24 protein-coding genes and 1 pseudogene are annotated in these 24203 nt (G+C 69.5%); 13 read left to right on the top strand and 12 right to left on the bottom strand.

Features of this window, described 5'->3' with window-relative positions; translation table 11 throughout:
* Positions 1-179: 179 nt before the first annotated feature.
* On the top strand, positions 180-1238 hold the full coding sequence (locus V2J85_RS01790) for an aldo/keto reductase (RefSeq protein WP_330820410.1): 1059 nt from the start codon (positions 180-182) through the stop codon (positions 1236-1238).
* A gap of 28 nt (positions 1239-1266) precedes the next feature.
* The gene (locus V2J85_RS01785) at positions 1267-1563 is read left to right on the top strand and encodes a putative quinol monooxygenase (RefSeq protein ID WP_261953462.1); all 297 of its coding nucleotides are present in this window, start codon (positions 1267-1269) and stop codon (positions 1561-1563) included.
* A gap of 24 nt (positions 1564-1587) precedes the next feature.
* On the opposite strand, the gene V2J85_RS01780 is transcribed toward V2J85_RS01785, so the two are convergent.
* Positions 1588-2160, bottom strand: coding sequence for a DUF6924 domain-containing protein (locus tag V2J85_RS01780; RefSeq protein ID WP_330820409.1), 573 nt, complete (start codon positions 2158-2160; stop codon positions 1588-1590).
* Positions 2161-2261: 101 nt separating this feature from the next.
* Complete coding sequence (locus V2J85_RS01775) at positions 2262-2861, bottom strand: hypothetical protein (protein WP_330820746.1); 600 nt, start codon at positions 2859-2861, stop codon at positions 2262-2264.
* A gap of 325 nt (positions 2862-3186) precedes the next feature.
* Between V2J85_RS01775 and V2J85_RS01770 the strand changes: the two genes are divergently transcribed.
* Positions 3187-3537: a hypothetical protein gene (locus V2J85_RS01770; RefSeq protein ID WP_261953464.1), complete on the top strand. Its 351-nt coding sequence runs from the start codon at positions 3187-3189 to the stop codon at positions 3535-3537.
* A gap of 23 nt (positions 3538-3560) precedes the next feature.
* Here V2J85_RS01770 and ctaD read toward each other — a convergent pair whose 3' ends face one another.
* Entirely contained in the window at positions 3561-5204 is a 1644-nt protein-coding gene (ctaD, locus tag V2J85_RS01765; RefSeq protein ID WP_330820745.1) for an aa3-type cytochrome oxidase subunit I, read from the bottom strand.
* Positions 5205-5705: 501 nt separating this feature from the next.
* Between ctaD and V2J85_RS01760 the strand changes: the two genes are divergently transcribed.
* Positions 5706-7457 carry a sensor histidine kinase gene (locus tag V2J85_RS01760; RefSeq protein WP_330820744.1) on the top strand — a complete coding sequence of 584 codons (1752 nt, stop codon included), beginning with the start codon at positions 5706-5708 and terminating at the stop codon, positions 7455-7457.
* Positions 7458-7541: 84 nt separating this feature from the next.
* Here the strand turns inward: V2J85_RS01760 and V2J85_RS01755 are convergent, their stop codons facing one another.
* Positions 7542-8288 (bottom strand): response regulator transcription factor, encoded by a 747-nt coding sequence (locus tag V2J85_RS01755; protein WP_330820408.1) that lies wholly within the window; start codon positions 8286-8288, stop codon positions 7542-7544.
* Positions 8289-8457: 169 nt separating this feature from the next.
* On the opposite strand from V2J85_RS01755, the gene V2J85_RS01750 reads away from it, so the two are divergent.
* Both V2J85_RS01750 and V2J85_RS01745 read left to right on the top strand, forming a co-directional pair.
* Entirely contained in the window at positions 8458-9909 is a 1452-nt protein-coding gene (locus V2J85_RS01750) for a globin domain-containing protein (RefSeq protein WP_330820407.1), read from the top strand.
* Between the two features lie 263 nt (positions 9910-10172).
* Positions 10173-10721 (top strand): pyridoxamine 5'-phosphate oxidase family protein, encoded by a 549-nt coding sequence (locus V2J85_RS01745; RefSeq protein WP_419836724.1) that lies wholly within the window; start codon positions 10173-10175, stop codon positions 10719-10721.
* A 153-nt stretch (positions 10722-10874) separates the two neighbouring features.
* On the opposite strand, the gene V2J85_RS01740 is transcribed toward V2J85_RS01745, so the two are convergent.
* On the bottom strand, positions 10875-11147 hold the full coding sequence (locus tag V2J85_RS01740; RefSeq protein WP_261953467.1) for a hypothetical protein: 273 nt from the start codon (positions 11145-11147) through the stop codon (positions 10875-10877).
* 746 nt (positions 11148-11893) lie between these two features.
* Between V2J85_RS01740 and V2J85_RS01735 the strand changes: the two genes are divergently transcribed.
* A complete protein-coding gene (locus V2J85_RS01735; protein ID WP_261953468.1) occupies positions 11894-12826 on the top strand; it encodes a S1 family peptidase in 933 nt (310 codons plus the stop codon).
* Between the two features lie 94 nt (positions 12827-12920).
* Here V2J85_RS01735 and V2J85_RS01730 read toward each other — a convergent pair whose 3' ends face one another.
* A complete protein-coding gene (locus V2J85_RS01730; protein ID WP_330820406.1) occupies positions 12921-13493 on the bottom strand; it encodes a S1 RNA-binding domain-containing protein in 573 nt (190 codons plus the stop codon).
* A gap of 88 nt (positions 13494-13581) precedes the next feature.
* A complete protein-coding gene (locus V2J85_RS01725) occupies positions 13582-14313 on the bottom strand; it encodes a (2Fe-2S)-binding protein (protein ID WP_330820405.1) in 732 nt (243 codons plus the stop codon).
* Between the two features lie 366 nt (positions 14314-14679).
* Here V2J85_RS01725 and V2J85_RS01720 point away from each other — a divergent pair, with 366 nt between their 5' ends.
* On the top strand, positions 14680-15993 hold the full coding sequence (locus tag V2J85_RS01720; RefSeq protein WP_330820404.1) for a hypothetical protein: 1314 nt from the start codon (positions 14680-14682) through the stop codon (positions 15991-15993).
* Between the two features lie 177 nt (positions 15994-16170).
* On the opposite strand, the gene V2J85_RS01715 is transcribed toward V2J85_RS01720, so the two are convergent.
* The 3 genes from V2J85_RS01715 to V2J85_RS01705 all read right to left on the bottom strand — a co-directional run bounded on the left by V2J85_RS01715 (position 16171) and on the right by V2J85_RS01705 (position 19129).
* Positions 16171-17463 (bottom strand): sensor histidine kinase, encoded by a 1293-nt coding sequence (locus V2J85_RS01715; RefSeq protein ID WP_330820402.1) that lies wholly within the window; start codon positions 17461-17463, stop codon positions 16171-16173.
* Positions 17460-18182: a hypothetical protein gene (locus V2J85_RS01710; protein ID WP_330820401.1), complete on the bottom strand. Its 723-nt coding sequence runs from the start codon at positions 18180-18182 to the stop codon at positions 17460-17462. Before V2J85_RS01710 ends, V2J85_RS01715 begins: the two co-directional genes overlap by 4 nt.
* A 527-nt stretch (positions 18183-18709) precedes the next feature.
* A complete protein-coding gene (locus tag V2J85_RS01705; RefSeq protein ID WP_330820400.1) occupies positions 18710-19129 on the bottom strand; it encodes an ester cyclase in 420 nt (139 codons plus the stop codon).
* Between the two features lie 114 nt (positions 19130-19243).
* On the opposite strand from V2J85_RS01705, the gene V2J85_RS01700 reads away from it, so the two are divergent.
* Both V2J85_RS01700 and V2J85_RS01695 read left to right on the top strand, forming a co-directional pair.
* Positions 19244-19930 carry a TetR/AcrR family transcriptional regulator C-terminal domain-containing protein gene (locus V2J85_RS01700; RefSeq protein ID WP_330820399.1) on the top strand — a complete coding sequence of 229 codons (687 nt, stop codon included), beginning with the start codon at positions 19244-19246 and terminating at the stop codon, positions 19928-19930.
* Positions 19931-20174: 244 nt separating this feature from the next.
* Complete coding sequence (locus V2J85_RS01695; protein WP_330820398.1) at positions 20175-20387, top strand: hypothetical protein; 213 nt, start codon at positions 20175-20177, stop codon at positions 20385-20387.
* A gap of 306 nt (positions 20388-20693) precedes the next feature.
* On the opposite strand, the gene V2J85_RS01690 is transcribed toward V2J85_RS01695, so the two are convergent.
* A complete protein-coding gene (locus tag V2J85_RS01690; RefSeq protein WP_330820397.1) occupies positions 20694-21149 on the bottom strand; it encodes a nuclear transport factor 2 family protein in 456 nt (151 codons plus the stop codon).
* 684 nt (positions 21150-21833) lie between these two features.
* Positions 21834-21944 (bottom strand): annotated as a pseudogene (locus V2J85_RS41190) (hypothetical protein); the annotation flags it as partial.
* 168 nt (positions 21945-22112) lie between these two features.
* On the opposite strand from V2J85_RS41190, the gene V2J85_RS01685 reads away from it, so the two are divergent.
* From V2J85_RS01685 to V2J85_RS01675, 3 genes are all read left to right on the top strand, one after another.
* On the top strand, positions 22113-22322 hold the full coding sequence (locus V2J85_RS01685) for a hypothetical protein (RefSeq protein WP_030410028.1): 210 nt from the start codon (positions 22113-22115) through the stop codon (positions 22320-22322).
* A gap of 179 nt (positions 22323-22501) precedes the next feature.
* On the top strand, positions 22502-23077 hold the full coding sequence (locus tag V2J85_RS01680; protein ID WP_330820396.1) for a hypothetical protein: 576 nt from the start codon (positions 22502-22504) through the stop codon (positions 23075-23077).
* 105 nt (positions 23078-23182) lie between these two features.
* Positions 23183-24109: a GNAT family N-acetyltransferase gene (locus V2J85_RS01675; protein ID WP_330820395.1), complete on the top strand. Its 927-nt coding sequence runs from the start codon at positions 23183-23185 to the stop codon at positions 24107-24109.
* Positions 24110-24203 lie beyond the last annotated feature (94 nt).

Raw genomic sequence — 24203 nt, 5'->3', positions numbered from 1 at the left:
AAGTATCCCCGCCCCGCTCCCGCCCGCGGCCCCGCAAGCCTGGTCATGCCGTGCCCAGGCACCGGCAGGCCCTGGGTGGGGCGTCCGCGGGCGACGACAGTGGTGGGCACCGGAAAGGTTCCGGTCCACCGGTTGCCCCGCGGCACCTGGTGATCCGCTCTCACGGGGAGTTCTCCGACATGACAACCCACCACGACCTGCCGACCGTTCCCCTCGGCAGCACCGGCATGGACATCACCCGCCTCGGCTTCGGCTCGTGGGCGGTGGCGGGTTCCGGATGGCACTTCGGCTGGGGTGCCACCGACGATGCCGAGTCGATCGCCGCGATCCGCCACGCCGTCGATTCCGGTGTCAACTGGATCGACACCGCCGCCGTGTACGGACTCGGTCATGCCGAGGAACTGGTCGGCAAGGCCGTCGCCGGCCTGTCCGACGCCGAGCGCCCGTACGTCTTCACCAAGGTCGGGCTGGTCTGGGATTCGGCCGACCCGCACGCCGCACCCCGGCGGAGCATGAGGCCCGACAGTGTGCGCCGGGAGATCGAGGACTCACTGCGGCGCCTCGGCGTCGAGCGCATCGACCTGTACCAGGTGCACTGGCCGGACACCGGCGCGTCCCTGGAGTACGCCGGTGACGGCAGCGGCGCCGTTTCGCCGAACGCCACTCCGCTGGAGGAGTACTGGCAGGTCATGGCCGATCTGAAGAAGGAGGGCAAGGTCCGAGCGATCGGACTGTCCAACCACTCGCCCGAGCAGCTTCAGGCCGCCGAGCAGATCGCCCCTGTCGACGTCATCCAGCCGCCGTTCTCGGCCATCAACCGCTCCGCGGCACCCGAGATCGCCTGGGCCCGCGCCCACGGCACCGGCGTGATCGTCTACTCCCCGCTCCAGTCCGGGCTGCTCACCGGCGCCTTCTCCGCCGAACGCGCCGCGAACCTGTCCGCCGATGACTGGCGCTCTTCGCACCACGACTTCACCACGGGGCTGGCGGCCAACCTCCGTCTGGCCGATGCCCTGCGTCCCGTCGCCGAGCGGCACGGTGCCTCCGTTGCCGAGGTGGCCCTCGCCTGGGTACTGGCCTGGCCCGGTATCACCGGGGCCATTGTCGGTGCCCGCCAACCCGCCCAGGTCGACGGCTGGATCGGGGCGGGCGCCGTCCACCTGACCCCGGCCGACCTCGACGCGATCACCGCCGCGATCAGCCGCTCCGGTGCGGGAACCGGCCCCGCCCGCCCGTAACCGTCCACCTCATACCAGGAGACCCGTTATGTCCCTCATCGTCGTCGCCGAGTGCCTGGCCGAACCCGGCCAGGAGGACCGCCTTCGCACCGCCTTGGAAGCAATGATCGAACCCTCCCTGGAGGAACCCGGCTGCCTGGCCTACCGGCCCTACACCGACCTCAACCAGCCCGCCCGCATGGTGATCGTCGAGGAATGGACGGACCCTCAGGCCCTCGCCGAACACTTCACCACGCCCCACTTCCACCACGTCAAGCACGTGCTGGACCTGATCCTCGCCGAGCCGATGACGATCCGGAAGCTGACGGCCGCCGCTGTCGAATGACGCGCCGCCGGGCATGAGGCCCCTTCAGTCCTCCTCCTCGCCCTCCTCGTCCTCCTCCTGATCCAGCTCCATCCGACGGAGCTCCTCATAGACAGCCGTGCCCGGCTTCGCCACGTACACCTCGAAGCCCGACCAGTCGAAGTCGTGGTTCTCGCGGAAGAACAGGTTGGCGATGCTGTCGTTGATCTCGACGCCGGCCACATGGAGGGCCGGTATGCGGAAGGGCTTTTCACGCGGCCACGGCTCGTCGTCCTCCTCGTCCAGGTGGATGTCGATGCCCAGCAGCGGGAGATCGTCGGAGGCGAAGGTCTCGGCATCGGCCAGATAGAGGTGGTCGTAAGGCAGGTCGTGCCCGGTGTAGGGAGCCGCAGCAAGCACCATGTCGGCGAGCAGGCCCCGGTACTTCTCCTTTCCGACCGGGTTGACGTACGAGGTCGCACGCTCGTAGGCGAAGGGGTCCTCCGAGCCTTCGTCGAAGGTGACGGGCGTCTCCAGGACCTGCACCAGGCGGTCCCAGCCGGCGGGGTCGGAGAAGTCGGTCCGGAGGACGGGAACGGCGTCCATGCGGGGCAGCTTCGGCTTGTGCTCACGATTCATACTCCGGACCGTAGCGCCGGGCACTGACAGTACGAGGGGCGCGCGACGGGGGCCCGCGCCGCAGAGTCGCCTGCGGTGTACCGGAGTTGTGCGCGGCAGCACTACTCGTAGGGCCCGCCCCGAAAGAGGCTGCTCCCGCGCAGACGCGGCCGGTCGTCCCTGCGATGCGCGGCATCAGACCGCTCACCCGCTGCGGAGCGTTCGGCCAGTGCCCGCAATCTCCCCAGGCCGACCAGGACTTCGGGGCGGTTGTCGGCCCGCTTCATCCACACGGGAAGCCTCGGGATCATCGCCATCGTCGGCGAAGCGCGGTGTTGCCGCAGCACGGCGCTGACGTACGCGGCCAGCTCATCGATGTGCTCCTCGTTGTAGGCCCACAGGATGTGCCCGACGCAACGGGTCTGCAGCCAGAGCGGCCGCCGGAAGAACGGATCCTCGGTGCCGCCCAGCGCCGCCCCCACCAGGGCGGCGCCCTGCACCTCGGCTTGCCATTCGTCGGTGGCCCCGCACGCCGCGCACACGAGACGGCGCGGCATGAACATCAGCTCACTGAAGAACCGAGGCGCCTCAAGGCCCGGCCTGGGCACGACGAGAGCACGGCCCCCGCACCGCGGGCACACCACAAGAATCCGGCCGGCGAACTGCGCCAGCCACCGCCCCCGGTCGAGGTGACGTACCGGACCGCTCGACTCAGACTTCATGGCGAGCACGATGGCACATGAGCAGCGCGGCCTGGGATTGCGGGCTTTCGCTGCGCGCTTGTGCCGCTGCATGCCATGGCAAGCCCAAGCTTGCTTTGGTACGACTCCTGATCCGGGCTGCGTCGTACTGCTCGGCGCGGCAGAAGGCCCTGGGGACGCGGCGGCGGATCGTACGATGCGGAAGCCGTACGCCAGTATCGTCCGCTCGGCTGGAGACAGTGAGGTTGTGGACGTGGAGCGCTACGGAGACCTTGAGTACCTGCGCTCTTCGAGGTGAGTACGAACCACGATGCCTGGGTGGCCCGGGCGGGACAGGATGGCGGGCATGAACGCACCCGATCCGCATGTCCCTGAGGCGCCCGTGGCGGAGACCGACCCGTTCGCGCCGTCCACGTCGGCACTCCGCGGGTTCGCCGCCCTCGGCCTCGTGCTGCTCGTCGTCGCCTACGGGGCGTTCATCATCATCGTCCTCCACCAGGCCTACAGCGGCGACGGGGCGAGCGGGCCCCTGCTGGATGTGGCCGAGTGGGCGATGGGCCTGTCCGCAATCGTGGGGCTGTCGGCGCTTTGCCTGCCCGGCGATGTCGTGAGCTACGCAGCGCGACGAGGAGCCGTACGGCTGCAGTACGCGCTGGCCTTCGCCGGTCCCGTGCTGGCGGCCGTCGACTTCGCCTAGGTGTATTGACCCAGGGGCCGCCGTCACCTCCTGGACGGGGCCGCGGCGGACCCGTCCGCGGTGGGATGGTGGAGGTCGAAGGCGGGCGATTCGCTGCGGATCCGGGGCAGCGAGGTGAAGTTGTGGCGCGGGGGCGGGCAGGAGGTCGCCCATTCCAGGGAGCGGCCGTAGCCCCAGGGATCGTCGCAGCCGACCTCGGTGCCGTATTTGGCGGTCTTCCAGACGTTGTGGAGGAACGGGAGCAAGGAGAGACCGAGGAGGAAGGAGCCGATGGTGGAGAGGGTGTTGAGGGTGGTGAAGCCGTCGGCGGCGAGGTAGTCCGCGTACCGGCGGGGCATGCCGGCGGCGCCGAGCCAGTGCTGGACGAGGAAGGTGAGGTGGAAGCCGACGGTCAGCGTCCAGAACGTGATCTTGCCGAGGCGTTCATCGAGCTGTTTCCCGGTGAACTTGGGCCACCAGAAGTGGAACCCGGCGAACATCGCGTAGACCACGGTGCCGAAGAGCGTGTAGTGGAAGTGCGCGACGACGAAGTACGTGTCGGAGACGTGGAAGTCCAGCGGCGGGGCGGCCAGGATGACGCCGGTCAGGCCGCCGAAGACGAAGGTGACCAGGAATCCGGTGGCCCACAGCATCGGGGTTTCGAAGGACAGCGAGCCGCGCCACATGGTGCCGACCCAGTTGAAGAACTTCACCCCGGTGGGGACGGCGATCAAGAAGGTCATGAAGGAGAAGAACGGCAGCAGGACGCCGCCGGTGACGTACATGTGGTGCGCCCAGACCGTCACCGAGAGGCCCGCGATCGAGATCGTCGCGGCGATCAGGCCGAGGTAGCCGAACATCGGCTTGCGGGCGAAGACCGGGATGACCTCGGAGACGATGCCGAAGAACGGCAGGGCGAGGACGTACACCTCGGGGTGGCCGAAGAACCAGAACAGGTGCTGCCACAACAGGGCGCCCCCGTTGGCCGCGTCGAAGACGTGGGAGCCGAACTTGCGGTCCATCTCCAGGGCGAACAGCGCGGCGGCGAGGACCGGGAAGACCATCAGGATCAGCACCGCGGTCAGCAGCACGTTCCAGGTGAAGATCGGCATCCGGAACATCGTCAGGCCGGGGGCGCGCATACAGACGATGGTGGTGATGAAGTTGACCGCGCCCAGGATCGAGCCGAATCCGGAGAGTGCCACTCCCATGATCCACATGTCGGCGCCCACACCGGGGGAGTGGACGGCGTCGGACAGGGGCGCATAGGCGAACCAGCCGAAGTCCGCGGCGCCCTGCGGGGTGAGGAAGCCGGCCGCGGCGATCAGCGAGCCGAACAGGAACAGCCAGAAGGCGAGCATGTTCAGCCGAGGGAAGGCCACATCGGGGGCGCCGATCTGGAGCGGCATCAGCCAGTTGGCGAAGCCGGTGAACAGCGGCATGGCGAACAGCAGCAGCATCACCGAACCGTGCATGGTGAACGCCTGGTTGAACTGCTCGTTGGAGAGGATCTGGGTGCCGGGGCGGGCCAGTTCGGCACGCATCAGCAGGGCCATCAGACCGCCGACGAGGAAGAAGGCGAACGCCGAGACGAGGTAGAGCGTGCCGATCTGCTTGTGGTCGGTGGTCGTGAGCCACTGCACCACCTTGCGCCGGCGCGGCGGCCGGACCGTGACCCGGCGGCGCAGCGGTTCCCTGACCGCCGACGTACGTACTTCCCCATCATCCACGGTGCTGTGTCCTCCTCCATCGCGGAAACGCGAACCGCTTCGTCAGCCGGGTCGTCAGCTGGGCCCTCAGCCAGGCTGTGAGCCGGGCCTCGAACCGGGCCATGCATCGGGGCCGTGACCCGGGCGGGAACGGCCGGAGCCGGGAAGAGCCATGGACACGGGGGAGACCGGCCCTTCCCGGCGGACACATCGTCAGCCGGGACCCGTTGCGGCCTTCAGGGCCGAACGGCCCTCCTTCGCACGGCAACCGGCCCTCGCAGGGGCGGGACGGTCGGCCCCTGTGCAGGCCCCTGCGGATGGCCGGACGGCATCGGTGCCCGCCGGTGCTCCGGCGCTGATCACGTACGCTGCCGCACAGACGTACGGGATCTTTGGAGCAGCACGGTCATGTCCGAATCGCAGCAGTACGCACCGGTCGCCGGCGGTCCGCGCGGGCCGCAGCTCCACGAGCCGGACCGGATGCGCAGCCTGCTCGACGCCGTGATGAGCCTGGGGCGGGGGCTCGAACTCCCACAGGTGCTCAGGGGCATCGTGGAGGCGGCGGTCACCCTCACCGACGCGGAATACGGGGCGCTCGGCGTCGTCGGGGACGGTCAGCTGTCGCAGTTCCTGCCCGTGGGGATGTCCGACGAGCTCATCGGGCTGATCGGCCGGACGCCGTGCGGCCGCGGCATCCTCGGGGAGCTGATCCGCAACCCGGCGCCGCTGCGGCTCACCGACCTGACCAGGCATCCGCACAGCTATGGCTTTCCGGCCAACCATCCGCCGATGAGGACCTTCCTCGGGGTGCCGGTCCGGGTGCGCGACGAGGTGTTCGGCAATCTCTACCTCACCGAGAAGCGGGGCGGCGGCGCGTTCGACGCGGACGACGAGGCCGTGTTGACCACGCTGTCCACCGCGGCGGGAGTGGCGATCGACAACGCCCGCATGTACCACGAGAGCCGCCGCCGCGAACGGTGGCTCGAGGCGCTGGGTGAGATCACCCGCAGTCTGCTGTCCGGCACCGATGCCGACGAGGTGCTGCGGCTGATCGCGGAGCGCGCGCAGGAGGTCGCGGGCGCGGACTGTGCGGCGGTCCTGCTCCCGGCCTCCGCGCCTGTGCCTGTGTCTGCGTCTGCGTCTGCGTCTGCGTCGTCCGTGTCCGTGTCCGTGCCCGCGTCCGCGGATCGGCTGACGGTGGCGGTGGCGTGCGGTACGGGCGCGAGCCGGATCCTCGGGCTGGCCGTGCCGGTTGACGGTTCCCTGCCCGGGATGGCCGTCCGCGGCGGCCGGCCGGTGGTCAGCGCCGACCTACGGTCCGACCCACGGGCGTATCCGCTCGGCCCCGACGCGGGTGGGAACGGGGCGGTGAAGCCGTCCGCGGAGAAGCCGTCCGCGGGGGAGGAGGTGAACGGCGACGCGCTGAGTGGGGACCGTGGTGAGGTCGACGGGCCGACGGTGGCGGTTCCGCTGCAGGTGGACGCCGGCTGTGGTGCACTGCGGCTGAGCCGCCTGGCCGGGCGGCCCGCCTTCGACGACGCCGAGGTCACCCTGATATCGGGCTTCGCCGACCAGGCCGTGATCGCCCTGGAACTCGCCCGCCGGCGGGCGGAGTCCGAGGAGCTGACGGTCCTTCATGACCGTGACCGGATCGCCCGGGACCTGCACGACCTCGCCATTCAGCGACTGTTCGCCACCGGCATCACCCTGCAGAGCGCGACCCGGCTGATCGACCGCCCGGAGGCCGCCGAACGGGTCGGCCGCGCGGTCAACGACCTGGACACCACCATCAAGATCATCCGCTCCACCATCTTCGGACTGCGCACCACCGGGGACGGCAAGGACGGCCGCGGTCTGCGCCGTGACGTGACCGAGGTCGTGCAACGGGCGGCCGGCCCGCTCGGCTTCACCCCGGCGCTTCGGATCGACGGCCCGGTGGACGCAGCGGTCCCGGAGAACCTGACCCCGCACCTCCTGGCAGTGACCGCCGAGGCCCTCAGCAACGCCGCCCGGCACGCCGATGCCCACCACCTGGACGTGACGCTGTCGGTGACCGCGGACACGGTGACGCTGACGGTGGCGGACGACGGGACGGGTGTCGGGGACGCACCACACACCGGAGGGCTGGCCAACATGCGGGCCCGCGCGGAGATGCACGGTGGTCGGCTCGCCGTCGAACGGCCGGAGGATGGTGGCACCCGCATCGTCTGGCGGGTGCCGCTGTCCGACTGACCCGAACGGTTCCGGCGCCGGCCGCGGCCGGCGCGGGTGGCGGGCTCACCGTCCGACAGCGCCTCGGGGCTCCCGGTGCCGCGGTCACGGCCGTGGCCCCTTCAGTCGTTCGACGACCATCGCCGCCTGGACCCGGCGGCCCACCCCCAGCTTCGACAGGATCGCGGACACCCGGTTCTTGACCGTCTTCTCGGACAGGAACAGCCGGTCCGCGATCTGACGGTTCGTCAGCCCGAGGCCGATCAGGTCCAGCACCTCCCGTTCGCGCGGCGAGAGCCGGTCGAGTTCGGACGGCTCTGCCTCCGCTCCCGCGCCGGCCGACTGGCCCCGGCCCGGGTCGCGCAGTCGCTCCATCACCCGCGTCGCGGTGCGCGGATCCAACATCGACTGCCCCGCCGCGACCGTACGGACCGCATGCACCAGCGCAGAGCCGTCGATCTGCTTGAGCACATAGCCGGCCGCCCCGGCCATGATGGCGTCGAACAGCGCCTCGTCGTCATCGAAGGACGTCAGCATCAGACAGGCGAGATCCGGCACGCGAGCCCGTAATTCCCGGCAGACCACGATCCCTTCGTGGTCGCTGTCGGGCCCGTCGGTGCCGCCCAGCCGGACGTCGAGGACGGCGACCTGCGGCCGGACCGCCGGCACCCGGGCGAGGGCCTGCCGGGCGTCCCCCGCCTCCCCGACGACCACGATGTCCTCCTCCGCCTCCAACAGGTCCCGCACACCGCGGCGGACGACCTCGTGGTCGTCGAGGATGAAGACGCGCAGCGGCGTGTCCGGGGCGGCGGCGGGCGTGCCGGGGGCAGGGTGGACGGGCTGGTGGTTCATGGACTCTCGCTCTGTGGTTCTCGCGGATCGACGGGGCGCAACGGTCCCGACCACGAGGTTCGTCGGGCCCGGCGGCCGGCGCAAGGGCCGAACGGCCCTGGGGGAGCGGGGCCCTTCGGGCAGGGCAGCACGTTGCGATACTGGCGCCCCCGTTCAGGAGGTCGATCCCATGCCGCAGTCCTACCAGCCCGCGCGTCCCGCTCCGTCCGTGCGGTCCGGGCCGTCCGCACCGTCTGTGCCGTCCGTACTGCCTGTGCCGTCCGGGCGGTCCGTCGCGGGTACCGTCGGCGGCGAGTACCACGCCTTGCTTGCCCGGCACGACGCCATGCGGCTGCGGCGGCGCATCCTCGGTCAGGGCCGGGCACCCGCGCGGGAGTTAACGGCAGCCTCCTACGACGGCGCCGCGGACCAGCGGCTGATCACCCAGTACCTCGACCTGGTCACCCCCTTCGGCGACCTGATCGGCCGCCTCTACGACGAGATGTTCGCCCGGTGGCCCTACCTGCGGTCGCTGTTCCCCGCGTCCATGGACTTCCAGCGTGCGCATCTGGCCCGCGCCTTCTGGTACCTGATCGAGAACCTGCACCGCCCCGCCGAGGTGGCCGCCTACTTCCGGCAGCTCGGCCATGACCACCGCAAGCTCGGGGTGCGTCCCGCGCACTACGAGGCGTTCGAGGCCGCGTTGCGCGCGGCGCTGCGGCGCACCGCCGGGCCGCGCTGGGTCGAGGCGGTGGAAGAGGCATGGGTGCGAATGGTGCGGTTCGCCGTCGCGTCGATGGTCGAAGGCGCCGACGCCGCGCTCGCCGAACCCCCGTGTTGGCAGGGCACGGTGACCGCCCACGAGCGGCGCCGCCCGGACCTCGCGGTACTGCGGGTCCGGCTGCACGAGCCGTACCCGTACCGGGCCGGCCAGTTCGCGGCCGTCGAGTCCCCGCTGATGCCCCAGGCCTGGCGGCACTATTCCTTCGCGTCGGCGCCGGGGCCCGACGGCGAGGTGGCGTTCCACGTCCGGCGGACCGGCCCCGGCGGGGTCAGCGAGGCCCTGGTCAACGGCACCCGGGTCGGCGACCTCCTGCGGCTGGGCCCGCCGCACGGCACGATGACGCTCCAGGACGAGGACCGCACCCGCGATCTGCTGATGGTGGCGGGCGGCACGGGCTGGGCGCCGATCAAGGCACTGCTGGAGGAGTGGGCGGGCCGTCGCCGCGGAGCCGACGGACTTCCGCCGCGCCCGGCCGGCCGGGTCCACCTCTTCGTCGGCGCCCGCAGCCGCGCCGACCTGTACGACGCCGCGGCACTGGACCGGTTGGCGGCGTGCTACGACCGGCTGCGGGTGGTCCGGGTGCTGGACGAGGACATCGTCCCGGGAAGCGACGACCGCCAGGCGGAGCTCGGTGCACGCGAAAACGCCACGGGAAGCGACGACCTGTCGGCCGGATTCGGCCCGCTGGCCGAGGCGGTGGCGCGGGACGGGCAGTGGACGCCTCACCTGGCCTTCGTCAGCGGTCCGGCGGCCATGGTCGGCGCCACCGTCGCACGGCTGACCGCGGCCGGCTTGCAGGCCGACCGGATCCGCCACGACCCGGTGCCGGACCCACTGACCCCGCCGGCCGGTCGCTGAGCGGCGTACCCGGCAGGCGCGGAGGGCGGGGGCGCGGTAAGCGGAGGGGGCGGTGACTGGGGTGGCGGGATGACCGGAGCGGCGGGGTGACGCCCAGCGAGCCCGGAAACAGGCCGTGCGGTCCCGAGACGGGCCGAACGGCCCTTGGCGGGCGGCTGCCGAGGGCCTTCTACTGGCCGGCAGCTCAGTGCGTGAGCAGGGTGCAGCAGCGTCAAGCAGAGTCCAGCAGTGCCCAGCAGCGTCAAAAGGAGAGGGAGCACGCCGTGAACGACATCCCGGCCCGGCACACCAGAGGGGCCGCCAGCGACTCCGGGGCCGCCACCGACTCCGCCCGGACTGCCATTGCCACTGTCACTGCCGCCGACTCCGCGCTGGTGACCTGGGCGGATCGCGAGGCGTCCCGCCGCGGCACCGAATTGGACCGTGCCGAGGCCCTCCGCCTGTTGGGCAGCGTTTCGCTGGGCCGGATCGTCTTCACCCAGGACGCCCTGCCGGCCATCCGCCCCGTCAACCACCTCCTCCACCACGGCCAGGTCATCATCCGCACCCACGAGGGCGCGGCGCTGAAGAGCTTGACCCAACACGCGGATGCCGAGGGGGTGGTCGTCGCCTACGAGGCCGACGCCATCGACCCGGCCACCCACTGCGGCTGGAGCGTGGTGGTGACCGGCTACTGCCACCTGGTGACCGACCCCGACGACCTGGCGCACTACCAGGCATTGCTGCATCCCTGGGCCGACCGGCGGATGTCCTACGCGCTACGCATCCGCCCGGACTTGGTCACGGGGTTGCGACTGTCTCCGAGGACGTGACCGGGCGATGCCGGTACGGCCGGCGAGCCCGCCGTACCGGCAGCCGTCTGCGAGGCCCACTCCTTGGGCTGCACCAACGACCCAAACGATCCCAACTGCCCCAACAACCCAACGTGCTGAAGGTGTCGCGAATCGCGGAGGGGGCCGGTCCGGTCAGCGGGTGTGGTTGACAGGCCAGCTGGTCAGGGACTCCTGCTCGCCGCAGTCCTTGGTGTCCTTGTCGCCGCGGCAGATGAAGACCGAGCCAGTGGTGGTGAAGGTGTAGCTGGCCAGGCTCAAGTCGACCGACTTGGTGCCCTTGCCGCACAGGGTCGCCTGCTTGACGGGCGGCCTGGGCACCAGGTCATAGGTCCACTGGGTCCACACCGAATAGCAGTCACTGCCGGTGTTCTTGAAGTCGCCCTTGATGACGAGCTTGGAGAACACGGAGCCGTTCTTGGGCTGCAACGACCTGGTGCCGGATGCCGTGGCCGTGCCGTGCGTGGCCTTCCACGGGACGGCCGCGCCCGCCGCCGTGACACCGGCTGCCGATGCGGAGGCCTGCCCGAGAGTCAGGAGGACAGCGGTGGAAGCCAGAACGGCGGCTCCCGACGTTAAAATACGGCTGGATTTCACTGAGTTTCCTTTCCGGAGTGGTGCAGAGCAGAAGTGGCCGTACTGCCCGCATGCGGCCGCGGGGAATGCCGACGCGCCGCTGTCGACACCTGCTGGCACCTGCTGATACGTCGGCTCCTGCCGACATCGCATTCGACCCGGTCTTCGGGCTAAAGCGAAGGGCGGTCAATATCGAGGTGCCGACGGTGGCCGCCTGTGCCCCTTGCCGAGCTACCCATCGTGAAATCCCCCCTGCTGTGGCGCTGTACACCGCGCCGCCAACCCGTCGAACGAGTGCAGTCGTTTCTAGCACGGGAAGCGCTTGCTAAAGAAAGGCGTTATTTGGGTGGTTGAGTGTTCTCCGACTGGATGCGCCCATGCGAGGGTGGGATTCCGCTCGCGAACTGTGCGTGGAGTGAACCTCAACCGGCCCGGCCGACCCTGAGAGACATCAGGGTCCGATCAGCCCCCAGGACGACGGCTGACGCGACCGTGGTCTGACGATCTCGCCAACTCCCGCCGCTACCTTCGGCCGTTGGTAACAGATCCATGCGGCAGGCGAGAGGTACGGGAGCGGTATGAGCAGCGAACTGGCGGATGCGACGGATGCGACGGACATGGCGGACGTGGCGGACGTGGTGGCCCGGCGGCCAAGGGCGCGACGTCGCCGCCGGTCGCATACGGGGGCGGTCTTCGGCGCGGTAGTGGTCGGGGTGGCCGCCGTCATGAGCACGGCCGGTGCGGCACAGGCCATGTCGGGTGGCACGCAGCTGCCGCAGCGTGGGGCGGCACCGTGGCTCGCCACGCTCGCGGTGAAGGGCGATGCCCCGTTGCTGGACCGCGCCTCGTGCGGCGGGGCCCTCATCGCCCCGGACCGGGTGCTCACCGCTGCCCACTGCCTCGACGGCCAGGACTTCCGCCGGGCGGAGGTGCACATCGGCTCGTCGGTCCTGTCACGGGATGCCGGCACGGTGCGCGATATCCGCGCGGTCACCCTGCACCCGGGGTACAAGCTGCTGCCCTCACCCGCAGATCCCCATAACCCCGCACTGTCGTCGGCGGCCTCCGACATCGCGGAGATCCGGCTCAGCGCCCCGGTACGCGGTGTCACGCCGCTCCGGATCGCCCCGCATCGGCCGGGCCCCGGCACTCACGTGTCGATCTTCAGCCACGGCACCACGGCGGCCCCGGACCCGTCCCGGCCGGGCCGGGAAATCCGCGGTGATGTCCTGAGGCGCGGTGATCTCACCGTCCGCACCCATGCGCAGTGCGCCGCCCAGACACCGGCCGTCGTGGACGAGGCGTCGGTCCTCTGCGCACGTGATGTGCCCGGCGGCCGGACGACCATGTGCTTCGGGGACAGCGGCAGTCCGCTGGTCATCTGGGGACGGCGCGGCCCGGAACTGGCCGGAGTGTTCAGCTTCGCCGGTGAGACGGCGGGCAAGGTCTGCGGACAGCCGGCGGACGCCGGATTCGCCGATGTCCCGGCGCTCGTAGGGGGGTTGGGCTGACCGGGAACGAAGCCGGCGGAGGGCAGATACGCTCAGGGCAGTGACGCTCGGAGGATTTCCGTCGGGCCGCGTCGGTGCAGGCGAGCGCACGGGTTCAGCGGTCGGGGGTGCCCTGCCGTTGGGAGAAGGTGAGCCTGCGGCGTTCGCGGTCGACTTCGGTGACGATGACCGTGACGTCGTCACCGACCTGGACGAAGCCTTCCGGAGCTGGTGCTTCCGTGGACGTCGAGGAGCGCTCTGGAAAAGGGACCAGACCCTCGATCCCGTCGGCGACTTGAACGAAGAAGCCGAATGGCGCCAACTTGGTCACCTTCCCCTGTAGTTCCTCGCCTGGGGCAGTGCATTGGACGAACGCTGGGAAGGGGTCGGGCTGCGTTGCGCGCAACGACAGCCTGGCCTCTGCGTTCCAGGTGTCGAACTGGAGGAACGCGCAAGAAACGCGCTGTCCGATCTGCACGATGTCGGAAGCCGCTTCGAAGCGCCGCCAGGACAGTTCGGGGACCGTGATGAATCCGACGCCGGGGAAGACCGGATGTTCCGGGCCATCATCCAGAGCCACGAATACGCCGAACCGTTCTATCGTCGCGACCGCACCGGACAGGATTTCGCCGCGGTGCAGTGACCCCAGGAATGCCCAGAGTTCGGGGCTTTCGGACTGCCAATCCATGCCGGCCAGCCTTTCACGGCCAGGTGGTGCCGGCCGTCCGCGATCGCCCGGTCCGACTCATCACATCCGTCCCATCGCATCCGCCCCATCACATGCGCCTCAGCACGCAGTCTCCGCACAGCCCACCGCCCGGCACGCGGTAGTACAGGCAGCAGCTGCGTCGTGAGAATGCGGGGACGGTGGGGTCCAGGGTTCCGCAGTCGCGCAGCGGTGGGGTGTCGAGCAGGGATGCGGTCAGTGCCACGGCGCGCTCCGCGGCTTCCCCCCTCCCCGTGCTGCGGCACCAGCCATGCAGTACACGGAGGGTGCCGACCAGCGCCGACGCCGCGTTGCCCCACAGCACCCGGGGAGAGATCGGTGATGCGGCGGTGATGGCGTGGTGCAGCGGCACCAGGTGGTCGCGCAGGACCGCTGCCCGTAGCAGGCTTGTGACGTCTTCCCCGGAGGCCGACCGCGGGGAGGAGGGGGAGGGAAGCCAGAGTTCGTCGGGTGTGCTCCGGTCCGGATGCCACCACAGGGCGTCGCCGCCCAGGTCGGGGACGCGTCCGGCCAGCGCCGCCGGCCCGAGGGCGACCGACCACAGGCGCCCGGCCAGTCCCTGCTGGACGAGCGAGGCGGCGACCCGCCGCTCTGCCGTGCCGAGCCGCGTGGCCACCGTCTCCAGGCGCTTGCGCAGTGCGGGTGAGTCGCCCTCTCGGTACAGCTCCGCGAGGGGGATGAAGCCCTGTTCGCGGGGTACTCCGGCATCGGTCCGTACGGAGAAGAACGGCCCTACGGCGGCGGCGCGGCCGAGCACCGCGGTCATCGGCTCCTGCGGCACCTGTCCTCCTCGGTTCGGGCTGGTTGCCCGTGCCGGATCGTAACGGCCGGTCGGATCGGGTGCCGGATCGGGCGCCCGACCGGGCGGCGCACGGGGATGAGCCCGGGCCCATGGGTGGGCGTGGCCCAGCTCCATGCCTGCATCCACGTCGGTGGCGGTGGCGAAGCAGGCCTCCACCATCCGGATCGCCGAGGTCGGGCCACTACGGCCCGCCGTACGGCGGCAGTTGACGCGCCGAGTGCGTGGCATTCGCTTCGGCTATCGCCGTGCCGGCCGCGGTCAACGGGTAGCCTTACGACCAAGATCACGCCATCGGGGGAGGCGGTTCGACGTGCGGGCTGTCCTCCAGCATCGGAGGGACAGCGTATGAGGAAGGGACTGGCCAAGGCGGCCGTCGCGGTCATCGCCATCGGATCGCTCGCAGCGTGCGGCGGCGGAGGGTCGAAAGGGGCGCCGGAGACCTCCGGCGGTGGCAAGAAGCCGTCCGGACACGACTCGGCGCCGGCGCCCTCGCTCAAGCTCAAGGTCCCTGCCACGTACGACACGTCACACGGCTGGCAGCTCTCCGGCCGTCAGGTCGGAACGTACGCTGTGCTGCCGAAGGCGGGCGCGGTGGCCGTGATGACCGGCACGAAGTCCGGCTACCGGGTGACCGTTCGTGACGCGGCGACGGGCGAGATCCGCTGGACCGGCAAATCCTTCAAGGACCTGGCCGAGGGCGAGGCACCAGGGATCTTCGTGTCCACCGTAGGCGACAAGGAATACCTGGTCACGTGGTCTCGCGGAGAGAAGGGCGAGGATGCCGTCACCAAGGCCAAGTTGGTCTATGCGGTAGATGTCTATTCCGCGGACGGCTCGGGCGGCGGGGTCGCCCCCGCCCGCCACATCGAGCTCCCGGCGAGCGACTTCGGCAAGGGCCGGATCATCGACGGCGGGGAGCGCCTGCTGATACCCGAGACGGACAAGCGCATCGCCGCCCTCGACGTGACCACGGGCAAAATCACCCCCTACGACACCGATTCGGTCAAGGCGCCCGACCACTGCTCGTCGTGCTCCTACGGCAACGAGATCGTCGCCCTCACAGCGCAGGACCCGGTGGTGTCCAACGAGGGGGCCGGCTCCTTCGGTGTCCCCGGTTCCTGGGACAGCAGCCGGATCGCCCCGGCCGAGGCCGATCCCGCCACCGGCGCGGTGTGGCCGAGCACCGGCGGGAACCTCATCGCCCGTTGGGAGCAGAAGAAGGGGGGCGACCACAATGTGTGGGCCGTCCTCGACAGCAAGACGGGTCAGGTCCGGGCGTCGGTGCTGTGCGCCAAGCCGCTCATCGGGCCGGGCAGTGACCCCGACTCCGCCCTTTCCCCGAAGGGCCGCTACCTCGTCTCGGAACACCTCGCCTTCGACCTGGAGTCGAAGAAGGGCTACTGCTTCGAGGAGACCGACAGCAGCAAGCCCCTCACCTTCGACGCCGTCACCGACGACGGTATCGCCTACGGGAACTCACTCACCAAGGGCAGCTTGACCGGTACCAAGGCCCCGGTCCAGCTCTCACTGGCCACGGGCGCGCCGAAGGCGCTCCCCGACAACTCCGACGTACCGATCGCCGACTTCGCGGGTGTCGGCATCTTCAACCACGCGGAGGGCAATGTCCCCTACCTGATCGTCTACCGGCACAAGGGCTAGACGCTTCCGTTTCGGCCAGTCGGCCAGTCGGCCAGTCGGCCAGTCGGCCAGTCGGCCAGTCGACCAGTCGACCAGTCGACCAGTGGCCAGGGTGTGCCGTGTGCCGTGCGTGGGTGTGCGCTCGTCCCGCCGACCGTCACGCCGTTGGTCACGGACCCCGCGTGCCCGGGACAGGTTTCAGTCCTGCGGTAGCTGCCGCCCGTCCACCAGGCGGAGGGTGGCGACCGCGCCGCCGTCGGGTGCGTTGGTGAAGTGCAGGGTGGCGCCGAGGACGTGGGTCTGGCCGGCGGCGATGGTCAGGCCCAGGCCGTGGCCGCTCTTCCGGCCGTTTCCCGAACGGGTCTTGAACCGTTGGGGGCCATGGTCGAGGAGGTCTTCCGGGTAGCCGTCGCCGTGGTCCCGTACGGTGACCACCGGGCCGTCGACGGTCAGCACCACCGGCGCGCGGCCGTGCTTGTGGGCATTGGTGATCAGGTTGCCCAGGACGCGTTCGAGACGGCGCCGGTCGGTCTCGACCTGCGCGTCCCGTACGACGTCGACGTCGACCTCCAGCCCCGTGGCCTGGACTGCGCGCTCGGCCAGCGGCCCCAGTTGGTGGACGGCGAGGTCTACCTGCTCGACCCGGGCGTCCAGCCGGGAGATCTCCAGCAGGTCCTCGGTAAGCCGTCGCATGGTCTGGATGCGTTCCTGGACCATCTCGGTCGGGCGGCCCGGTGGCAGTAGTTCGGCCGCCGCGTGCAGTCCCGTCAGTGGGGTGCGCAGTTCGTGGGAGACGTCGGCGGTGAAGCGTTGTTCGCTGTGGAGCTTGCTCTGGAGGGTGGCGGCCATGGTGTCGAGGGCGGAAGCCACTGCCGCTGCCTCGTCCTGCGCCAGGTCGGGGCGCAGTGCGCGCGGGTCGCCTACCCGGGCGTCGAGGTCGCCGGTGCTGATCCGGCGGGCGACCCGGGCGGTGTGGTGCAGCCGACGGGTGAGGCGGGAGACCGCGAGGAGGCCGATGAGCAGGGTCGCGCCGATCGCGGCGGCGGAGGAGCCGATGATGGCCTGATCCAGTCCGTGGAGGGTGGCGGCCCGGTCGGTGTAGTCCAGGCGCACGGCCAGTACCCGGTCGCCGTCGGCGGGGGCGACGGCCCACATCGTCGGCCGGCCCTGGTGGTCCGCGAGTTGGGTGCCGCGCTCCTTGCGGTGCACGGCCATTTCACGGAGGTTGTGGGGGAGGTCCGGAGGGTCCACCGAGGCGTTCCGGCCGAGCGGTTCACCGGCGACGTAGGTGGCCACCGCGTCATCGAGTACTTCCAGGGCGGCGCCGCGGGCCTGGTTCTCGGTCTGCCGGCCAACGAGGACGTGCACCAGGATGCCGAGCAGTGCGGCGAGCGTGCAGCACATGACGGTGATGAAGACGGCGAACTTCCAGTAGAGGGACGCCGTCCAGGAAGGCAGCCGCAGTGCGGCCCGCCGCCGGGCGCGGCTCATGACGTGTGGCCCGGTGCGTGGGTGCGTACCGGGGAGGGAGTGCGTTCCGGTGAGCGGGTGCGTTCCGGTGAGGGGGTGCGTTCCGGGGCGGGGGAGGAGACCTTCTGATCGAACTCCATCGTCCGGATCTCCATGGTCTGCCGACGCTCGTCCCATGCGTGCACGGTGCGCATCTCGTAGCCCGGGGAGTCGGTGGGTTCCCGCATGATCACGTCGCCATCGGATACGTCCACGGACAGTGGGGTGCCGGCGGTGTCCAGGATCCGGTTCACCACTCCGCCCCGGAGCATGTAGGCCCAGATCGCCAGGGCGTGCTCCTTCCCCTCGATGCCGACGATCAGTTCGTCCTTCCCGTCGTGCGTCAGATCCTGGTATTCGGGAGCCCGGACGGGACAGCGCCGCGGATGGTCGCCACACTGGTTGATCTCCCGCTCGGTGGCCTTGTCGAAGGCCGGTGAGTCGTGTCGTGCGTCCTCGGCGATCTGTGCCTTGACCACGTCCAGCGCGTTCAGCGTGCGGATGTTGCCGGACGGCACCCGGGGCAGCCCGGGGAGGGGTGAGGGCCCGTCCAGGCCGGTCTTGTCCGGGGGCGGCTGGGGAGCGGGCGCTCGGTCGGGCCAGAGGCGGGCGGGCGCCGACGCTACGGAAGTGGCTCCGGCGCTGCGGGGTTCCCCGCTCGTCCCTGTGCACCCCGTCGCCACCAGTGTCACCGCGACCATCGCCGCAAGGATGAAGGCGACGGTCCATGCCCGGCGAGGGAGCGGCAGGGAGCGGTGGAGCGACACAGGACTTCCAGACAGCGCGGGACGGCAGCGTATGGGGGCCATGATGTTCGCTGACCCGCATGACGGCAATCCCACGGTTGTGTAACGGCGGCCCATAGATGGGCCCACAGTGACTAGTGGGTCCGAAGCGACCAGTCAGTCCGAAGTGACCCGTCAAGGCGAAGTGATACGTCGGTCCGAAGCGGCCAGTCGGTCATAAGTGCCCCGTCGGTCCGAAGCCATCAGTCAGTGCGGGGTGACCCGTCAGCGCGAAGTGACCCGTCAGTGCGAAGTGATACGTCGGTCCGATAGGTTCGGCCTCCCCTTTTGGGTGGGGTGTCTTTGGGTGCGCGTCCGTCGATGGCGCCGATGCCGTCCGGCCGGGGCGGCCGGCTCGATGACGAGTAGGGCGGCGGGTGCGGCGAGTCCGAAACGGACAAGGCGCAGCGGGTGCGGTCGTACACAGGCGGCGGCATCCGTGCTCAGTCGGCGGTCGGCCAGGGCCAGCCGAGTTGGAGGAACATGCCGAGGCGGTCGCTGACGGCGCGTATTTCCGAGATCTTGCCGTCGGTGACGGTGAACCACCAGATCTGCTCGACCTCGAAGGCGCGGTTGGTGGGCTCGGGCATGCGCGGGTGGTAGCCGGTGTGTGTACCGGTGACGGTCAGTCGGGCGACGACGGTGTCGTCCTCGGCGACCAGGGCGTCCGGCTGCATCACACCTTCGCCGAAGGCGTCGAGCTGCTGGCGGAAGCCGTCGAAGGCCGCGCCGGGCTCGTCCGCCTCGCCGAAAATGATCTTGTTGTGGTCGATCACGTCGAGCGCCATGTATTGCGGCAGATCGTCGAGTCGCCGCTCGTTGATCGCTCGGAAGAAATCCGCGACGACCTGCTTGTTCGCCATCGGTGACAGCATGGAATCCCCCAAAGACTTACGATGTAAGAAAGCTTCCGTGCACCACGGTAGACTTACGGCGTAAGAAAAACAAGAGCGCTCGGCGAAGTCGGAGGAGCCACGGTGGGAAAACGGACACGCGGCGAGCGGGCGGGCCTGTCCCGGACGCGGGTACTGGATGCTGCGCTGGCCCTGGTGGACCGGGAAGGGGCCGGAGCGTTGACGATGCGTCGCCTGGGAGTCGAGCTGGACGTGGAGGCGATGACGCTCTATCACTACGTGCCCAACAAGGACGCCCTGCTGGACGGCCTGGTGGAGCGGCTGTTCGCCCAGGCACTGCCATTCGCCGACGAGAAGACGGAGCCCGACGCAGACGCGGAAAGCGCCGACTGGCGTGCACTGCTGCGCACGTACGCGGTCTCGCTGCGCCAAGCACTGCTGCGCCACCCGGGCGTGCTCTCCTTCGCGGCGAGCCGCCCAGCGGTGACCCCGGCAACGCTCGATGCGGTGGAACGCGGTTTGACGGCCCTGACGGCGTCGGGATTTCCGCTGGGGTCGTCGGTGCACGCCCTCAACACACTCTCGCTCTTCGTTGTCGGCCACACCGCGGCCGAAGCCGCGCAGCCCACCCAGGCTGACGCCCCCGGTTCCCCCGCCTGGCTGGCCGAGCTGGACGCAACCCGCTATCCACTACTCACCCAGGCTGCCCGCAGCGGCGCGGGAACGGACGACGCCGAGCGGTTCGACTTCGCCATCAACGCACTGGTCAATGGCTTTGGCGCCGCGCTCGACCAGGGGGTGTCCGGCTGAACACGAAGGGAGCCAGAGGGCGGTGGCTGCAGCGGTGACCGTGCCGGGGAAGACACAGCCGCGCTTGTCATAGCGGGTGGCCACCGCCCGCGCTGGCGGACCGTTGCAGCCCACCCAACGAGACACCCGGTACGAGGGACACAACCACGGTGCCTACCCTCGTAGGGTGAACGGTCAGGAAACCACGGCGCATTTGGAGTGGTGGGCCAACCCATCAACCTCCCTGGCCCGTATCCCTGTCAGTGTGACGGCCACGCCCGGCGGCGGGTGGGACGCCACCGCCTCGCCCGCACTCGATCATGACGCCCGCGAAGACCTGCAACTGCTCATCGACGCCAGCCCGGTCTTCACGCTGCGCTTCCAGGACGGTTCGGTCACCGAGGTCACGGCGGAACACTCAGGAGACGTCAACCAGCTACGGCTGAGCGCCACCCCGGGTGCGGATGCGGACCTCTGATGAGAAGCACATGATTGCCCGGACAGGCTCTGGTCACTCAGCCGGCCGCCGCATCCGCGAAACGGCCCGCGCGAAGCTGTCGGCGGCCACCAGACCGGCCGGGCCGCCGGCTCATCGCCCGGCGCCGGGTCCCCATGTGGCCAGGGTCGTCCCCATGCGCCCAGGGTCCCCATGTGCCCTGGGTCCCCATGCGCCCTGGGTCCCCATGCGCCCTGGGTCCCCATGCGCCCTGGGTCCGTATTGCTCATGTCCTCAACGAGTGTCTGGGGGGAAGGAACTGCGCGAGTTCCCCAGCTCCTCGGGCCCTCAGCCTTCCTCGCTCGCCCCCTTCGTATCGAACGCCTGGGCCACGGCGAGGCTGTCTTCGTAGACATGGTGCCGGGTGACAAGGCCGTTTTCGATCGTGAGGTGCAGGGCGAACCGAGCACGATAGGCACGTCCGGTGGAGCGGGCGGTCTGCCGGATCTCGCCGAGCACGACCGCGTCGTTGCCGTCGATGAGGATGCGCTCGATCTCGGTCGCCGCCTGCCCAGGCACGTGGTGCTCGGCGAGCTCGCGGTAGTGGTCTGCGGCATCCGCGCGGGTAGAACGGTGGCGGATCCACGGGGTGGCGCTACGACCGTGCTCGGACTCCGGCCAGTCGAGCTTCCAGTCGCCCTGCTCGGCATACATTTCCGCGATGCGCGCGGGATCGCCCTCGCCGATCCGGCGCAAGAGCTCCTCCACCGCAGTGCGAGTGGTAGTGGGTGCGGCTGACGACACGGCATCTCTCCGATCCGATTTCCGCGTCTGATGACCGACGCGGTGAGATCAGCATTCTCGTCAGCCATGAGAGATCGACGCCATTACCTCGCAGGTAAACGCGGGGAGATCAAGATTCACTGCTCCTTGCACGTGCATGCGGGCCGGGGTTGGTGACGGGGCTGGGGCTGCCTGAGTCTCGGGTCTTCGCGGCCCGGGCTGTGTGGTGCATCGCTGGGAGAGCCCCCTCGACGCCCGGGCCTAGGAATCCGGTCGAGGTAGGGCTCTCTCATGCGTTGTCACGATGGTAGCGAGCGTAAGAAGGAACACCTTTTAAACGAGGGCTAGTTGAACGGTCGTCTCCGCTGCTCGTGACCGCGTGTGGTGCGTGTGTTGCGTGATCTGCGGTGCGGGCCGGCTGTTTTTACTTCCAAGCCGTCGCTGACCTGCACACCAATGCCAAGCCTGTGCTGGTCGTTACGCCCACATGGATGTGCACGATGGTGAACAGGGTCGTCAGCGATCCGATGATGAAGAGCTCTGAAGAGCCCACACAAGTGCACAAGACTCGTCGACCAGGACGATGAACGACTGTGGTGCCGGTCGGCACGTGAGCACGGCACCGGCTTCGTGTTGGTGAACCCGAGTCGACGGTGACCGAGTCGACCAGAGGAACGGCATCGACCAGGAACGGCATCGACCAGGAACGGCATCGACCAGGAACGGCATGTCGTCGGTGACGACCTCGATGACGGAGTGGCTGCAGGTCCAGCCGTTCTCCTGAGCCGTGCGGGGCGAGGGATACCTGACGTTGGCCTTCCGCTTCAAGAGTTGGTGTGTACAGCGAGTGAAGGGTGGGGAGTTTGATCCGCCACGTGCGACGCGGGCGGGCAATCTGGCACGTGCGGGGGTCATTCAAGGGGTTCCCGCTGCAGTGCGCCATGCATTGCGATCTACCACTAGAGAAGAAGGACGCTCATCATCATGAGCAACACCTCCGGCATTGAGACCCGTGAGATTGCCGACGACGAGCTCGACGGCGTCGCGGGTGGCCTGTCCGTCAGCGGTTCCGTGGAAGGCCTGACTGCCACGTTCGCCCCGGGCCCGAATGGCGTGCCCATCCTGACCGGCGGCTCCGTGAAGTCCCTCAGCCTCACTGTCTCGGACATCCCCCTGGGCCCGATCAGCAGCTGAGCCACACCTTCGGCACGGTGCTGACCCACCGGATGCCGGAACCGCCCCGAGGCGTGGTGAAGTACTCGGGGTACTGACCGAAGTCGGCCTTCAAGACGTGCCTGTGGTCTTGAAGGCCGACGTTGTCGTGTGGGGTGGCCGGCAGTGCCCCGCCCATCCGCGGCTGACAGGATGCCTGCATGTCGAACACGGAACCGATCACCTATGCGCGGATAGCCGAAGTCCTCACCGGTCTTGGAATGATCACCAGGGAGCACGGCCAGAGCGTCCTGGCCGACGCCGTCGGCTACGCGAACGAGCCGATCACGCGCCGCTACGACATCGCAAGCGCCCTCGAATCCTTCGGCGTGGCGGTGTCCATCCACTCCGATGACGTCGATTTCGCCGATGAGCACTACGAATGGCTGCTCAACGAGGCCGCGGCGCTCACCGGTGGTCAAGTCACTGTCTCCAACTACCGCTTTGAGAAGGTCAATCCGGACGACGAAGACTGTGGTCTGGGCACCATGCACTTCGCATGCAACGGCAAACCCTTCTCCTTCTCCATCGAGCAGGAGTCGAACGATTACCTCGACATGGGAGCAGCGCAGGCGTCCATCGAAGCGCTCCGTCCCGAGGGTGGCCCCAGGGAGTTTCGCTGTGTCGTACAGGAAGGTCGGCAACTCGACGACGACATCATGGTTCTGGCCACGGCCGAGCAGCGGGAGGGGCTCCGCCAACACTTGGGTATCACCTTCCAGCGTCCTTGGCGCTGATGCTGACCACGGCACTGCCCATCGTCTTGAGGACGCGCGGGAGGGGAAGAGGTGGGTTGGGATGAAGCCTGGACCGGGAAATCGCTGTGCGACTAGGATCCGCTGATGTCTTTGATCGTTCCGTCGCTGCCGCCCGGCTACCGTTCGCGGGCCGCCAGCGCCCACGACATCCCGGCGATCCACGCCCTGGTCAGGGCCTGTGAACAGGAGATGTACGGACGGACGCAGACCGATGCCGGGGTCATCGCCGCCGATCTCGTGCGGCCGGGCCTGGTGCCGGAGACCGACACCGTGCTCGTTCTTGACCGGGCCGGGCGGCTGGCGGCCCGGGCCTGGGTGGACCGGCGCTCGGAGATCGATGTGCATCCGCAGCACCGAGGACAGGGCTTGGGCGCTGCGCTGCTGGATTGGGCGCAGAGGCGGGCGCGGCAGGCCGGCAGCGACGGCATCGTGCAGACGGTGCCGGATGCTGACTCGGGTGCGGTCGCGCTGCTGCGCTCGCGCGGGTACGAGCCGCTGGTGACCTCGTGGCTGTTGGAATTCGCCATGTCTGAAGAGCCTGCCGTGCCGGAGCCGCCGATGGGTGTCACGGTGAGGTTCTTTCGCGACGGTGACGGGCCCGCTGCGCATGTGCTCGTTCAGGATGCGTTCGACGAGTGGCAGGAACGGCGGCAGGCCTACGAGGAGTGGGCCATGCATACCGTTGAGCGGCCGGCATTCGCCCCGACGTTGTCGGCTCTGGCCTTCGCGGGTGATCAACTGGTGGGCGCCGCACTGGCGTTGGATGTGCCGGGGACGGACGAGGGCTATGTGGAGCAGGTCGCCGTACGCCGTGATCACCGCGGGCGGGGGATCGCCCGGCTGCTGCTGCGCCACACCTTCCGTGCCTTCCACCGGGCGGGTCGCCGTTCCTGCACGCTGTGGACGCACTCGGACACCGGGGCGCTCGACCTCTATCTACGAGTGGGCATGACGGTCCGGCGCAGCTCCACGGTCTTCCGTAAAGCCTTGTGCGATGACCTTCGTTCCTAGGTTGTGGCCGTGGGAGTCCGCAGCGTGCGCGCGCCAAGGGCATAGCCAACCCGCCGCCAAGCAGGGCGACTTCGCCTGAGCGTGCCTCCGTCGA

It is taken from the genome of Streptomyces bugieae (genome assembly GCF_036352915.1).
GTDB classification, from domain to species: Bacteria; Actinomycetota; Actinomycetes; order Streptomycetales; family Streptomycetaceae; genus Streptomyces; species Streptomyces endophytica.
This window is presented reverse-complemented; position numbering and strand designations above follow the sequence as displayed.